Source organism: Enterococcus salsurae, from assembly GCF_054784955.1.
Map to the genome: position 1 here is coordinate 706,880 of NZ_BAAHWY010000002.1, position 16,192 is coordinate 723,071.

A 16,192-nucleotide genomic window follows, 5' to 3' on the forward strand; every position below is an offset into this window, starting at 1 on the left:
TTTTTTCATTGGAAAAGGAAAAGACAGTATAAACACTTATCCAAAATACTACTATCAACAAAGCGAACGTGACAAAAACAACGTTATCTTCAAGCCGAAAATTATTGAGTAAGTAATCATTTATAAACGAGGAAACAAGAAGTGCTAAAAATGGTAATGAAAAATAAAATAATAGTGGGGTCCTAAACAAACTATAGTATCTCTCTATCCTAATTTTTTGGGGGTTTCTGCTGACTAAAAATTGAAAAAAGGATACTCTACAGAGTAATCTGCCCATTATGATCAGAATCAATCGAACATAGTACCACACTAAACAAACCAAAAACCACAACGACCAAATGATCGTTGTGGTAAAAATTACATATAATAGTGCTAACCAAATTAAGCTCATATTTTCACACTTCTTTATAAAAGGACAGCTCAATCCTTCCTGAAGACAGATTGCTGAATCCTTTTTTTTAATTTTTTTTACTTTTAGTCTTCAATTGACTCTTGTCCTTCTTGAGCTATCGAAACAGTTATTCTTGTTCTTGATCATCAATCACGGATTGGTTAAAGACTGCATGCCTCGGCACATGAGACGATGAAGCTTTTTTACATTTCATACTAAAATTAGCTAGTATGGTGTTCTTTCAAAATTTTTCATTCCAACTCAATTCTCTAATCTTTGATACTCCATATCATCAATCATAATCTTTTTATCAGATAATTGATGGAGTTGTCTTTGCAAATCATCAAATAGATGTGTTACGTTTACTTTAGTCTCTTCCACTTCGAACAAGACTTCCCTTGCTTTGTCTTGTATGGCTTCAATTCGTATATCAGTAGACCGAATAACACGTTCTGCTTCCATTTTTGCTTCCTCGACCGTTCTCTTTGCCTTTCTCCTTGCAAAGACCAATACTTCACCGATTTCTGACTGAAACTCATCATTTTCTTTTTTTAATGCTTCATTTTCTGCTTGTAAAGCAGAACAGCGTTTTTCCAAATCATTTTCTTTTTGCGTTTGGTCTAAGTATGTTCCCTTATCACTTTGTTTTAGTTGTTTCATTGATTTTTTTAATTGATCATTTTCTTTTGTTTGCATCATAATTTCTTGTGTCAAATGAGTAATTTGATTTTTCAATTCTTTGATCATTATATTCTGACTTTCAATCACTTTTTGTTGCTTCTCCGCACTTACTGGTCCATCAAAATCAAGAATCACTTGACCTTGTTCTGACGAAATTTCTCCTTCTATCTCTTTTTCGATTTTTTTCATCACTTGATCAACTACATCCGATCTCGAATCATCAGAAACGATTTTTTTTCCATTCTCTGCATCAATTACGCATTGTTCTAGTACTGTTTGTTCTTCAGAATCTTTCTCGATTTCACTCACATTCTCTCCACCTTTTTGTTTTTCTACTTCTTTTAATTGAATCTATTGAGAACCTATCAATGACAGCGCTCCAGATTCTTCTTTTATATATGTCTGATTAAACAGATATTGATTCGTATCGATATCTAGGATTTGGATAGAAACTTGTCCTAGTTCTTCAATTTCAGAAAGTTCTTTGGCTAATTGCGCGCTATTAATTTCAAGTAAATCATTCGCCTCCATCGCAGCAATTTCTGTATGAATTGCAAGACTTAAATTGTTTTGTGATACATTATTCGAAATAATTACAGTAGCTCTTCCCAAAATAGGTGTCAATGATCGCGCTATTTCCACTTCCGTTTCAAATCGCTTTTCGTAATTTTCCTCAGTGACAAAAAAAGGCCAATCAATTGAGGTCAATCCCAGACCCAATTCTGGGTATTGAAATATTGGTAGAGATAAAAGATCAGATTGCCTTTTCACGACTATATGAAGTGTCTCTTCTACTTCTTCTAAAGCAAATTGGGTTTTAATTTGTACATTTCGTTGATAAAAAAGCATCCCTGTCAAACTGAGGAGTATTAATACGATGCTCCCCGTAATCCACAGAATTGTATGAACATTAATGAATAGGTCTTTATGTTTAATGACCATAATTTTATGAAAAAAAGTTTGATTACTATTAACCTGCTTCTCAATTTTGTTGATTTGAATGATTCTAAACAGACGCCGTATATTCAGTATAAGTATGAATACCGAGAATAAAGCTATACTAATCGTAAATATAATCATTTTCATACCTTTCTAAAAGAATAATATTAATGGCAAAAATCAGCTTTAACTTTTTCACATTCTTTTCAAAAAATGACTATCGTTAGCAGTCCATAGATTTCATTTTCTGATACCAGTCCGATATACCGACTATCATTAGAATTTGTAACATTATCACCCATCACAAAATAATATCCCGATGGAATTTGTTCAAATTTATTTAGCATATTTGCCACTTCGGAAGTAACTTCTAGTGTGTATGTAACATTGAAATTAGATTCTGCAATTTCTACCATGATTCGATTGTCACTTTTAATAACACGATCTCCCGGCATGCCAATTATTCTCTTAATCAAGAGTTGATCGTCTTTCTCAAATGTTACAATATCATACCTATTTGGTAATTTTTGTTTATTAATGAGCACTAGTTGACGATTTTCTAGAGCTGGAAACATAGATTCTCCCTTAATAAAAGATAGTTGAAACCTAAAAGATAGGATAGAAAAAGTTATGACGAATAGGATAATACTCAATACACGCCCATTATATTTAAGAATACGATGAATGCTATTTTTTACGAGCGCTTTCAGACTATTGACAATACGCATTTTCACCTGTACCCTTCTATGCCTATCTTTGATTGCTGATTTAATTTTTACGCTTGGCTTTATCTTATTTTGGCGTGATATAAGAAACTGTTAGAGACTTGGCTAAATCATTGTTGATGACCCGATAAGAAATCGTGTCTTTGCCGTATACATTCCCCTCCGAAATCAAGATACCATTTGGTCCGACCGCTTCAACAAAGGCAACATGTCCATATCTAGGATCGGATCCGGCAACCCCATGGGAAAAAGAAATCACGGTTCCTACTCTAGGTGTTTGCGTCACGTGATACCCTAAACGTCTGCCGGTCGCACCCCAATCTCCGCCATTCCCCATATAGTCATCGACACGACCGCCTAATTGAGCAACTCTATTAAACACATACCATGTACATTGGCCTATTGGATATGAGCCAGATAGATTGTAGTCACGGCCATCGTAAACTGGAAGTGACATTAATTGACGATATTCACTTGGAACTTTATCAAGGTTTTCAATAAATAGTCCTAATTCGGAAACCGGTGCCTGATCATAACGAGTCAAATCATAAGCTGCAATAAGAGAATTTAATTTTTTATGATAATCTACATCGGTGGCATAGGAGCCTGTAAGTTCTTCTGTTGCACGGATATAATTTTTGGCATTCGAACGCCAAACGCCTTCATAATATTCAGGATCCCAAGTTAATCCTCCGCGAATTAATTGAACATAATCAGCTAAAGAATCATTGTAAGAAGGATAGCTTCGAAACGCTGCTGGAATCTGGTATAATTCGCCATTTCCCCTATCTTCATTTGTATTCATGACCACTGACTGGTTACCATAACTTCCCTTGATTCCAAATAAGTTGTAGTAAGGTGCTCTTGATAGTCCACTTGTTCCGCTTCCACTCTCTAAAATTGCCTGAGCTATCGTAACAGAAGCAAACACATCGTATGTTAGGCCTATTTCCTGTGCATCTTCTGCGATAATATCGATAAATGCTTGGGTTTCTTCATTGGGTTGAAATTCAAATGGCGCAGGATACTGTGTATAGAGATTTTCCCCAACTTCAGTTAATTCTTTTGCATCCACTCTTTTTACAAAAAATGATTCTTGTTCTTGTTCAGCTATCGTTGAAAGATAGGTAAGCACTACGCCAAATTCAGGTTCATCTTCACTTTCTTCGACATGATCGAGTTCCATGATTGTTACACTGTGTTCATCGCTTAATTGAATGGCTAGTGGTTTCCAGCTAACGCCTGTATCTTGATAAATGATATCTCCCGGTTGCAAATCAGTATAATCCTTTTTAATAAGTTCAATTTCATCAATGTTAGTTTCCGTCACTTCTTCAAAAATTTCATTTATCCAATTTTCAATTGGTTCGGTCTCGTCTACCACTAAACCTACTTGTTGAATAATCTTATAAACAAGTGCCGCTTGCCATGTTTTTTCAAAACTGCTTCGCAAAGGCAATGTATAGCCAGCCAAATTAGATGGCATGATCCCTGCTGTTTCGAATTCTTCAGGAATAGATACAGAATCATTGCTAAAAATAGATTTGCTCCAGGTTTCCGTTAGTGATTGGCTAATTGCATCTTTAGGAGATGAAGGGTTGACTTGTTGCGCAGGTTTCGCAGGTTTTTTATTTCCCGTTTCAAGTTCATTATTAGCCACTTCTTCTTGTTCAGGTGTCTCTTCTTTTATTTCTGGTTCTTTTATTTCTGGAGCAGGTGGGGCTTCCTCATATGATTCGTCTTCCTTATCTGAAACTATTGGCTCACTCTCAGTTATATCAGCATCTTCAGCTTCATCATCTTGAGTATCATCGTTCGTACTTTCCTTATCTTTTTCATGCGCTTCGATGTCGAGATCATTCGATCCTTCAAAATCTGCTGATGCAGGAATTTCGTTGCGTTCATCTGTTATTTCATCCTGAATAACTGATTCCTGAGGTAAGGAATCTACAGTAAGATCCAGATTTTCGGTATCAACAACTAGCTGATTAGCCATTCGACTACCAGATTCCTTTGTACCTTCTATTTCGATTTCATCTTCATAATCAATGGTATCTGAGGTAATTGATTTAGGTTCCTCAATTGACGCTTGTATTTCCTCTATCTCTGTAACTTCATTATTTTCAGTATATTGTGTCACCATTTTATTATTTTCTTGTGCCATTAATGCCGGGGCATTTAGTGCAGAGAGCAATAATACACCCGCACTCATACGTACAATTCCTTTTCTTTTCACATAAAAGCTCCTTCCGTCATTTCTCACTTAAATAGATCATACTCCATGTAATTGATGCGTTTTTCCTTTGACCGGTCATCTCACGATAAAAACACGTGCTATCTTCTTCTACCATTTGAATCAATTCTTTCTCACTTAACTCCATGTCCGAACTTTCTATATGTTCAATCATCATCAGCAAAATTTGAAATTTTGCCTCAATCAAAAACACTTCCTTCAATCGAACAAAAAATGGATCATCAGATTCGCTGATTTCTAAAAATTCGTGATGCAACCGTTGGTAATATTCTAATAACTCAGGATACTCGTTAATGTGCAGTTTATTAAGCTTTTGGGTAAAATACACTAAGTAGTCGGTTGCAGAAGCTACACTGTTCAATTTCATCTTTTCCCCTCCAATATTTCTTATTTACTCTATATAAATAAGCAATTTTTGTTTATATCACCTTTAACACGAAAGAAATCAAACCGTTTATGCTTGTATCAGTGTATTACTTTCATTTTTCTTATTATTAAGGTACATGAAAAATATGTTAGAATAAAATCATTATCTTCACCTATGTATGAACTAGTTGATTATTTCTCTATTCATCAGCTAGTTTCAGAAAAACATCTATATCCTTAGAAAAGAACACAAGTAATCACTCATGCTCTTCTTTACTATCAAGGAATCTAGTTTAGTCGCCATCTTCAATAGCGGCGAGCTCCCTTTTCTTTTTTACTATTAAACCTACTACTACAATCATTAATAAGACAATTGCAACAATGGATGATATCATCCACCAATTGATTGATGTATCAATAGTTACATCAGATCGGTTCAAAGCCCGTGCGCGCTCCGTATCTACAGTAAATTCCATTTCCCATGACCATTCATCATTTTCTGACTGAGCCATTAGGTTTAGAATATATGAACCACTGCGAAAACGGTCCCCTTCCAATGAAATAGGAAAATTGAAATGAGAATTAGGCGCCATCTGCATATCTGATTGATTGGCTTCATACAAAACTTCTGATGATCCAACTTCACGAATCGTTGCTTCGACGGTCAATTTGTTGACAAATGTTGATGCAAAATTTTGAATTGTAGCACTAAAGACGTTGCGGTAATTTAGTTGATCTGCAAAAACATCTAACAATTCTAAATCTGGATCCTGAGAAGTTCGGTTATTACTAATGACAACACCAATGACATAGGAAAAAGCATTCGTAATCGCCACACCGTCATTTTCACTTTCAGATTCACTTGGTGTACGAACCTCTTCCATACGAATACCACCAGCTAGCACACCTTCAAACTTTTCCTCAGGCATATGTACAGGAATCTCTATAATACGCTTCTCATTGGCTTCTAACCTGACTGCTCCTGGCGCTTTTAACACTGAATCTACTGAAGCCGGTAATGTAGCATCTGGTTGCTCTGCATCTTTACCATATTCGACAATTCCATTGACATTCGTGAATGCCGTATGAACTGTCGTTTCGACGATAATTTCTTTGTTCGAGCTATTTACAACCTGTAATTGAAGGACATCTGTCTTTCCAGGTGCCAAGTTCAAATCAAAATAATTACTTGCACCCGTTTCAAGTTGACTCTCTGGAAGTATTGGTTGAATATAAAAATTTAATTCTGATTCCTCTGCATGCACTTTTTGCATTGGAAATACAAAATTTAAAAGCATAAAAGTTAAGACTATAAGCATGTTCAGTCGATATGTTTCTTTTTTTTCCATGTAATAGCTCCTTTAAAATAGGCAGAGCATGATGGCTCTGCCTAACTAATTCTTTATTAACTAATCCATACTCACTTACTCTCCGACTGTCTCACCATTATCAGATACAATGGATGATAATGTCCATGTAAGCTGCGCTTGATATGCTCTAGCTGATTGACTTGTTGTGCCAGGAACATGCAGTCGAATGTTTTCATTCATCCCAGTTTCCGCAAGATCCTCATCACCCCAAAACACACTTGTACGTCCTGCTCCTTGACCATCTTCTGCAGATAAAATCATACGCGTATCGCCACCTGCGTTTACCATAACACCTCCTGCTGGTGTACTTGGTGTACTATTAGGCAAGTTACTTTCATAATCCACTTCCCCATTGATGAATTCAATGGCTGCACCTGTTAAAGTATCTTGATCTGATTGGAAATCTGATAAATCAACAGACAGAGTCCACCCTTCATGGCTTCCTCGTGTATCAACAACCTGTGCAAAAGAATCATGAGGAATGACACCTTGACCTTCGTTTACCGAATACAGTTCCGCTACCATTGCGTAAGAACGATCAGAAACAGAGATTGTTTGCGTATCAAAATCAAATGTTTGAGGTACGTATAAAAGTCTCAGTGGTCCTGATCCCCCCTGATCTGGATCAATTGGATCAATTGGATCGATTGGCTCTGGCGCTTCTGGTCCAGGAACGATTATATCGATATCTTCGTCTCCATCTTCATCTGCAATAAAACTAACCGTATTGTCTGTAGTACCACGTCCAACTTCTTCTGCAAAAGCTTGGACACCTCCAGTTAAAATTGTAGCAGTCAATGCTGCAACAGTTGCTAAACGAATCATTTTCATCTTTACTTTTCCTACTTTCTGATTGACTTTCCAAGAATTTCTTCGTGCTGAAAAGATTAAACAATCTATTTGGTTTACATATTTTCTCCGATAGAACCTGGCGTTTGTATTAATTCCCATGAAAGGGAAGCTTTATATTCAACTGCATCTTTTGCTGTTGAACCTGGTATGTGTAATCTGATTGCCTCATTTCGAATGATTGCATCTTCACTTTCATCGATAGCTGCTTGATCGCCCCAGATGACGCTAGATGTTCCACTCCCTTTTGATTGATCGGCTGAAATCAAAGAAACCGCAGATCCACCAGCCATAATTTTCAAGCCATCTTGATGGATAACTGGTTCATTTCCTTCATTTCCAACATATGCTAACCGTGGTGCTAATAATTCTATTTCAACGCCATGAAGCGTATTATTCTGGGCACTTTCGTTTACAAATTCAGATAATGTCACCCGTAAATCCCAGCCTTCATTCGTTCCTCGAGTATCTTGCACCTGTGCAAAAGAAATGTATGGGACTTCCTCGCCTGTCTCACGTAGTGGTTGAGTTTCGGCAATCATCGCATATTCTTCATCTTGGTTAGAAATAAGCTGCTTTCCAAAATCCATCGTTGGTACATAAGCAATTGTCAATGGTCCTGTATTTGGTTCTCCATCTGGTCCAGGAAGTGGTTCGATTTCAACATCTGGTCCCTCTTCTGGATTGATCACTTCAGTATCAACCCCATTTCCATCCTCATCAACAGCAGAGAAAATAACATTTGCATCCGTGTCATTCCTTTGAATGCCACCTACTTCTTGTGCCATCACAGTTGTTCCACTTGATAAAACAGTCACTGATAGAGCTGTAACTGTCGCTAACCTTAAAAATTTCATTGTTGTCTCTCCTTTTCATTTTTTCAAATCAATTCTCGTACTATCGGACACATAACCATAGAGGGCAATTCCTTGTTTGATAGTCACTTTAAATAAGTTTTTGTCGACACTTTTCTTTCCTGTTAATAAAATAACATTCCGACTTATCTCCTCCTATTTCCTTCTTTCAACTCACATACTTATCTGTTCATCAACAACTGTCTTATCACAAGCAAAAGATAGTGAATGCTATATACGGTATTATTAAAATAAAGTGAGTGATTATCTGTGAAAAAGTAACAAATATTCCTCTTTCCTCTATAAATTAACAGAATTTAAGAAAATATAGAATTCAATATTTTCACCAATAAGTGAAGCCATCTTTCATGCACATCTTATCAACTTTTTAGCTATGATTTTTTATCTAATCACATCGGCTTCAACGATTGCATGTTGGTCTTTGCAAAATAAAAAAGAACCATAAATCGGTTCTTTTAAAAACAATATATATCTAACTGCGCTCTTTTTATTTCGCTTTTTCCAGAATCCGTTGCCAGTCTTCTTTGTCTGGAACCGAATTGATCAAAAGATAGTCTGTTGACAAAATATAGTCAGAAATATAAGGGGGGTAATTCGTTACAATCAAATCAACTTGTTTTTCATTTAACATTTCTGTAGTCAGATTTTGAAGAGGGATAAAAATCAGGTGATGTTTTTGCCCTAGTAATTGCTCAGCATTGAACCTGATATTTTGACAGATAAAATGATCTCCTTCTAGCAAAAATATAATTTTCTTCATAGGTGTGTAATAAGCAAGTAAACTATCATAAAATAGGGTTAAACTCACAGCAATGTCTTCCAAATGATTCTTCGAAAAAGCAAGGAATGTTTGATTTTCCAATAAGAACCGATAATTGTGCTTATATGATTCTAAGTGATTGGTCTTAATATACAAAGTAATCTCTGACATTAATTTATTTAATGCAGGTGAAACGCTATCATTTATTTTTCGCGAAAGAAAAAAAGAGTTTAAGAACGCTCGTTTTGCTCTACCTTCGGTTTCATTTTCTCCTTGCTCCTGTATATAAAGTAGCGATAATGTTGAAATATTCGGCCACAAATTAAATCGCTCAAAGAATAAAAGTTCATGTCTGATGGGACTAATTGGTCGTTTACATATGGTAACTAAGTAAATCCAAGCATATTCTTCATCAGTCATTTGGACACCAAAGTATTTCTTGATTGCATCAGTTAAGTACGTCAATAGTAGATAGTCTTTTTCATGATAAATGATTTCCCGAAGGTTTTTTGGTAAGCTTATCTTATTTCCTTGACGGGAACGCTCAATTGCAATATAAAGCGTATAATAAAACGATGCTGGTGTTGTTCCCGTACTGATCTCATAATTGCCCATTTTTCCTGAAAGAGTGGTAAGCACTAATTCATGCAATTCTTTAGGTGGTGTCAGTGTATGGGGAATTTGTTCACCTTCATAATAGAAATCTTTAAAAAATTTGCGTAAATTCCCCTCATCACCAGTGAAGTTCACAGGGTTAAGTACCAACTCCAAATCGTATTCAGCAAGTACAGGTTTAATTTGCACTAATAATCGTCTCAACGTGCTCTCAGAATAATTATATAAAAAAGCTAACTCTTCGATCGTTTCTAACTCACCATAGAAGATATTGCCAACAATCTCAAATAAAACTTCATTACTTAATAACTGTTTCTTTTGTTCTTTATATATTTCTGGATTCGTTTCTTTGAACTGATATCCCCTTCTACCAGATGAAAACTCAGCACTACCTTGAAAATAATCCTTTAAATAATTTAGGTCTTTAATAATCGTACGTTGGGTTACATTTGTGAGCGCTGTTAAACTACCAACTGTAAAGGTGCGTTCTCTTTCAATATAGTTTAATAGCTGGAATAAGCGGATCAAAGATGGGTCACCAATAAACTTTAGTTGCAATTCCCGCATAAAAATCTCCCTTCTTATCAAGCACCAGTATTTATAACTATCATAGTACATTTACGGAAAAAAACCTATTAACTACTTTAATGAAGCGACCACAAAAAGTTAGACTAAAAATCTAACTTTTTGTGGTCGCTGCTTTTCTGACAAAATACAGTTTTGAATGCAAAAGGATCTTCCTTCATTTTGATTAATAAAAATGGTTCTTATTGATTGAACACTATAAAACCAAGGTCTATCATGTGCTTTTAATCATGCTTAAGCAACTTATCGTTATAGAACCGATGTCAAATCTAGTCGTTCAATGGAACGGCACTTAACTCCCATGTAAGGGTTGATGAATAGTTTGTTGCTTTAGGATTTGCACCTTTGGGTACCTCTAAATGTACACTTGTACTCGCACTATCTTGATCACCAAAACGATAGATCCAAGTCTCTTGTCCTTCTGTACCCGTCTTCGCTATTAACAATTGCTTCGCACCTGGCACAATCGTTATAGGGTCTAAATGTCGCAGCGAATCGGCTGCGTTTCTTTTGATCAATTGTTGATTCGTCAAAGCAAGCCGCGCTCCATTCAACTCTTGCTTATTCTCGTCAGCAAACTGTTTTTTCTGTGTGACAGATAGTTGCCAACTATTGGTCTTGCTTTCAGGACGACGATCACTGATCTGTATATAATTGGGTCTACTTTGCGTGTCGATAACGTTCCCTGCTTCATTCAGCAGCCTTTGCGGTTGGGCATAGTACACTGTATCGTTGATAGAGATCCTCTGTGTGCCAAATTGAAATTGAGAAACAAAGTCAATACTCAATATCCCTTGCTCCTCTAAATCTGGCTTATTTTCTGGATCGACTGTCGCATCTGGATCTAAAGGGTCTACTGGCAAAACTGGCCCAACCACCTTGATAATTGGTGCAGCTGGAAAGGTCGTATCACGAAACGTCAACTGTGTCGCAGGATTGATATTCCCTTGTTTATTATTGGTTGCTGGTGGATTGCTGACATTTGCTTCTTGTGCCGAACCGTTATTGTCTTGTAAAAATACTTGGATTTCATCGTCCTCCGCAAGTGATAGGTGACTAAGATCAATGGTAAAACGACCGTCAGGATCAATCTCAACGTCTTTCATGTCAAGCCATTCTCCATTGATGGTAGCTAAGACAGCAACATCTTTATTTTCACTCACTCCTTCGAGTGTTTGGCTATGATTGAGAATGAATGCTGACGCAAATTCAGCTGGTATTGGCGGTACGATAGGAAAAGTCTCCACCGTATCGGTCAAAATTTGATGATCATATCCTTCCGTCAACGCACCGTTTGTCAATTCTACTCTGGTAATACGGACAGTGTCTCCTGCTTGCAGGTGCTGCTTCAGATTGATTTCAAATAAGCCGCCTCGGGGTTCTTCGCCGTAAATACTGATTCCTGGTGAGCCTTCTGTATGCCCAACACTCTTAGCAACGTGCGTTTCCATCTCACCGGTTATCCGCTTGACTTCCACTTCGACTTCGACTTCGTTATCTCTAGCAGATCGCGTACTATCTAGTCCGTTGGGTACACTTAAGTGACCGTAAATTTTTTTATCAGCATCCGTTGGCACATACAATTCATCTGCAATACCCCAATCAGTATTATCTATCACAATGCGAGAATAATTACCCAAAGATCCAACCAGACTGCTATTCAATTTTTCTTCGTCACTTGTGTACGTCAAATTCATAGTTAATCCGGATACGGAATTCGTCGTACTTGAAAAAGCAAAGTCTAATTTTTCAATCTCCAGCCAAGGATCTGCCTGATGATCGTCTCTGATTCGCCATAAAGTCAGTGGACTATTGATGCCAGAAAAAACAGTACTACCATCTGCAAATAAAAAATGAAAAACCGGATTTCGACCATTGTTGTTCGTCAACTCTATATATAACGGATTGTTCACATGAAAATCGACACCTCCTGCATAAACGACACCTGAGCCTGCAGTTACTGGGTTCGCAATAGCCTTAAAAGAAGCAAGATTCTCTACTACAATCTGCCCATAATGTCTAATTAAGTTGTTATTTGCCATATTAACAGCAGGTCCAAATGGCGTTTCAATTTCAACAGATGCCCAATCTTTAATAAAAAGATTATTATTATCTGTAGTGTTAGTTGAAGCAGTAAAAAATTTTATCCCAAAATTGGCAAAGGCATTTGCTGATGAACTTCCCTCCGCTTTGATTTTTAAAGAAGCTGAATTTTGAACTTTAATTGTCGAATTGCCTTCCATCATACTAAGTCCACCGATTCGCGTACCTGTTGCCTCAAGGATGTTCACCGTTGCATTATCTATCAAAAAAATACTTTCTTCTCCTGCTGACCTTCGGAAAGTGAATACACCAGCATCATTACTAGTATTCACTACAAAATTGGTATTGGCATCTACAACAAATGTGGCCTTATCGGTAACAGAAAAATAATTTCCTCGAAAATAAACCCCGTTGTTGATATATATATCAGCATGATTTTTTATCTCAGCTTCTGCTCTTATACCTTCCATATATATACCGGTTGCTTGATTAATCAGTAGTGTCAGTTGACTGTTATCTACATGAAATAGAGCTTCCATACCACTAAAATAAATACCTCGCCTTCTTCCCGAACTTACAGTCATATTTAGCTCAGAATCCCCGGTCAATTCAATAACAGGAAAATCGCCTCGAACATTTAATACATTATTATTTGAAATACTTGGATCTGCTTGTGAACTAGCTGTATTTACATCAATCATTGAATTTTTGGTGATTCTGAGCTTCGGACGCGGATGGTTGTTTCCAATAATCATATTTTGATTTGCACCTGTTCCTTCGGATTTGATCTCAAATAAACTTTCTTCTTCGAGCAATAGCAACGCATCAGCCCCGTCTAAAGTTACGGCATTTGACGCACCATCATCATTGACCTGCAAGATACTCTTTGTCATGCTCATCTCTGGTTGCATGCCTTGCACCAAAATACCTTGCCCAATGGTTCCTTCTAGTGTGACAGACTGCGCATCTTGCAATTGTAAAACAGCCAGATCACCGATCAAACCGATACGTCGGCCAGTTGTTGATATGACAGACAATTCGGTTTGCTCAATCTTCAACTGCGGTGCAGTACCCGATAAAGTCAGCGTGTCACCACTTGTTGAACGCAGTGAAGCACTGGCATTGCGCAATGCAAGCACAGGATTGTCTCCTGCTAATAATGTGTTGCTATTTGATACAGATGATGTGGTATACGTAGACTGATCAATAGTGATTTCTGGGTTTCTGCCATTTAAATAAATAGCACGCTTGGCATTGGCCAACACGTCAACTTGTAAGAGCGACTGATTTGACACTGTAAGTGTCGGATGCGTCCCACTCATGATCAAAGCATTATTGGTGGTGTCCGTAGGTGCTGTTGTTGAACCACCAGTTTGGATTTTAAGCGAAGCACCGTCAGCAATCTGAACTTGCCCATCGTTCCCACGCAGATCGATTGTATTGGCATTTCCGTTCGCAGTGGCGATCGACACTTCGGCTCCTTCATGAATCATCATTGTTGGCGAAACACTCTCGGCTGATGCCAACAAAATTGTCGCATCTCCACGTTCAATGTTTAGCACCGATTGTCCTCTCACTTCGAAATCTTTTACTTGGAACAAAGTCCGATCATTGCGTTGATCCAGCGTATTCGTCCCACCTGTAAAAATGACCTTTCCGTGTGCTAATGTGATGATACCTGATTGGTTGTCTGACCATTCTTGGATATTTTCCATTTCTACTGACCATTGGGCGCTTACATCTGGTGTTGCGTAAACGAGTGCATCATGTGCGTTCGCAGATCCGAGTACAATATTTTCAAGTCTTAACGTACTAGCATGTTCAACAGTGCCCAAATCAAATCGATCTGGACCTGTATTTAATTGATAGCCATGTCCAACAATCGTTACAGCACGATCGAACATCGCTAACGAAGCAGCTGTCGTATGAATGATGTTTGTTCCCAAATGGATTCGCGCAATAGCTGGATCTGATGCGGCTTGGCAGAATGCCTCCCACGACTGTACAGTTGTTTCAGCAGAAGAAACTGCTGCTTCACTCGAGGTTTCGACTGAATCATCGAAAATCACCTCGGATTTCTCTATTTCTTCAACTATTCCGTCTAATTGTTCTGGAATGGTTTCTTCAATGATCGGCATTTCTGATTCTGCCTGCGGATATTTTTCCTTGTCTATGATTGCCTCTACTTGATAATTATCTTCATCGCTCAATGATTCAATGGGCGGGTCTATGGGCTGTTCTTTTTGAAAAGAGATTGGCTGACTTGATAATACATCCGCTTCGCTAAAGTTAACTATTTCATTGGCGTTATTAACAACCAACGCATTGATTGTTTCCGTATGTCCAATAGGTATTGACAATAACAATTGTAATCCTATATTGTACAGAACTATGCGATGAATGATATGTTTCAGGAACATACATACTCATCCCCTTTATTTTATTTTTCTCTTTTAAACAATTTTTATATTACAAGAGAAGCAAAAGAACAGAAAATCATAAATTTCACTAATAAGTGAAGTCTATAAACAGGAGAAAACAATTTTGAGAAAAGTGTAAACAAAAAATCCGGATCAGAATGAGGTCATTTTGATCCAGATTTGATTTTTCAACACTCATCAATCCCTGTGGAATAAGAGCAAGAAATATTTTAATAGCAAAACAGAAATTTACTAAATCCCATTATTCACATCTTCAAAGAATATCTTCTTATCTGACAATTGATTTATTTGATCATTTAAACCATCAAATAAATCATCTACATTCCCTCTCACTTCCTTTAATTCGGAAACGATTTGCTTGGCCCGCTCTTGGATGGTTTCAATGCGTGCTTCCGCTGCACGTAATATACGTTCAGACTCGATCTTAGCTCCTTCAAGGGTTCGATTTGCTTTCCTTCTAGCGAAAATCAATACTTCACTGATTTCTTCTTGTAACTCAGCATTTTCTTTACGCAAATCCGAGATGATAGCAAGCAAATCATGCTGTTCCTCTGTGGATTCTCTTGGCTGCGGATCGTTCTGATCCAATTGACTCGTTTGGTCCAATAAGGATTTCTTTAGCGCATCTATTTCCAAGTTATTCTTTTTCAATTGTTCTTGTTGCTCTGCTTGATATTGCTGGGACTCTCGTCTTTCATGAATCCACGCTTCTTCTTTTTGCTGATGAATTTGGGTTGATTCTTTAATTTTAGACGCCAATGTTTGAATCGTTTGTTGCGCAATCTCTAAAACAGATTGAATTTCATTTAAATCATTCTGATTTTCAGCTATAGTTACTTGATTTTCTTCAAAAAAGAGTTTGTACGCCAATAATTTTTCGTTTTCATCAATCAAGCTTTTCATCGCCATGGTCAGTTTTTGTAATGACGCTTCTTGCGCCTTATTTTCTTCGTTCTTCGTCTCATATAAACTATTTTCTACTTCTCTTTCACGCGCTAGTTTGATTGGTTTTTTTACGATTTCTATCTCTTTTTCTTCTGAAAAGGAATCATTTATTCCCTCAACACCTATATTTACTGACTCATTATTGTCAATTATTTCATTAGTCAATTCGACTTGTTCTTCCTTTTCTGTTTGACTTGGAAGAATGTCATCTACTAGTATGCTTTCTGCCATGCGATGACCTTCCATGGACTCATAGTTTTGCAGGTCTTCTATAGAGACATTGTTAATTTCATCGATTAGATTTTCTGATGAAAGCCAGTGTTTCTTTTTTTTCATTTATTCTTCCACTTCCT

At 37.1% G+C, this 16,192-nt stretch carries 11 protein-coding genes; all 11 read right to left on the reverse strand.

All coding sequences use genetic code 11. From position 1 onward, the window contains the following. Positions 1-652 precede the first annotated feature (652 nt). The gene (locus tag ACYVRS_RS07640) at positions 653-1,381 is read right to left on the reverse strand and encodes a hypothetical protein (RefSeq protein ID WP_461203080.1); all 729 of its coding nucleotides are present in this window, start codon (positions 1,379-1,381) and stop codon (positions 653-655) included. 42 nt (positions 1,382-1,423) lie between these two features. Next, complete coding sequence (locus ACYVRS_RS07645; RefSeq protein ID WP_461203081.1) at positions 1,424-2,152, reverse strand: hypothetical protein; 729 nt, start codon at positions 2,150-2,152, stop codon at positions 1,424-1,426. Between the two features lie 65 nt (positions 2,153-2,217). After that, on the reverse strand, positions 2,218-2,739 hold the full coding sequence (gene lepB, locus ACYVRS_RS07650) for a signal peptidase I (RefSeq protein ID WP_313537070.1): 522 nt from the start codon (positions 2,737-2,739) through the stop codon (positions 2,218-2,220). A 64-nt stretch (positions 2,740-2,803) separates the two neighbouring features. Continuing rightward, complete coding sequence (locus ACYVRS_RS07655; RefSeq protein WP_461197874.1) at positions 2,804-4,972, reverse strand: glucosaminidase domain-containing protein; 2,169 nt, start codon at positions 4,970-4,972, stop codon at positions 2,804-2,806. A gap of 16 nt (positions 4,973-4,988) precedes the next feature. Continuing rightward, positions 4,989-5,357 carry a DUF7006 family protein gene (locus ACYVRS_RS07660; RefSeq protein WP_313536983.1) on the reverse strand — a complete coding sequence of 123 codons (369 nt, stop codon included), beginning with the start codon at positions 5,355-5,357 and terminating at the stop codon, positions 4,989-4,991. A 292-nt stretch (positions 5,358-5,649) separates the two neighbouring features. Continuing rightward, positions 5,650-6,705 carry a WxLIP family cell surface protein gene (locus ACYVRS_RS07665; protein ID WP_461197875.1) on the reverse strand — a complete coding sequence of 352 codons (1,056 nt, stop codon included), beginning with the start codon at positions 6,703-6,705 and terminating at the stop codon, positions 5,650-5,652. Between the two features lie 75 nt (positions 6,706-6,780). Next, on the reverse strand, positions 6,781-7,557 hold the full coding sequence (locus tag ACYVRS_RS07670) for a WxL domain-containing protein (RefSeq protein WP_313536987.1): 777 nt from the start codon (positions 7,555-7,557) through the stop codon (positions 6,781-6,783). Between the two features lie 74 nt (positions 7,558-7,631). Beyond that, on the reverse strand, positions 7,632-8,432 hold the full coding sequence (locus ACYVRS_RS07675) for a WxL domain-containing protein (protein WP_313536989.1): 801 nt from the start codon (positions 8,430-8,432) through the stop codon (positions 7,632-7,634). Positions 8,433-8,937: 505 nt separating this feature from the next. After that, positions 8,938-10,392, reverse strand: a complete 1,455-nt coding sequence (locus ACYVRS_RS07680; protein ID WP_313536991.1) for an AcpB/EbpR/MafR family transcriptional regulator — start codon at positions 10,390-10,392, stop codon at positions 8,938-8,940. A gap of 287 nt (positions 10,393-10,679) precedes the next feature. Beyond that, on the reverse strand, positions 10,680-14,873 hold the full coding sequence (locus tag ACYVRS_RS07685) for a WxL domain-containing protein (protein WP_461203082.1): 4,194 nt from the start codon (positions 14,871-14,873) through the stop codon (positions 10,680-10,682). Positions 14,874-15,125: 252 nt separating this feature from the next. Continuing rightward, positions 15,126-16,175, reverse strand: coding sequence for a coiled-coil domain-containing protein (locus tag ACYVRS_RS07690; RefSeq protein WP_313536995.1), 1,050 nt, complete (start codon positions 16,173-16,175; stop codon positions 15,126-15,128). Between the last annotated feature and the right edge of the window lie 17 nt (positions 16,176-16,192).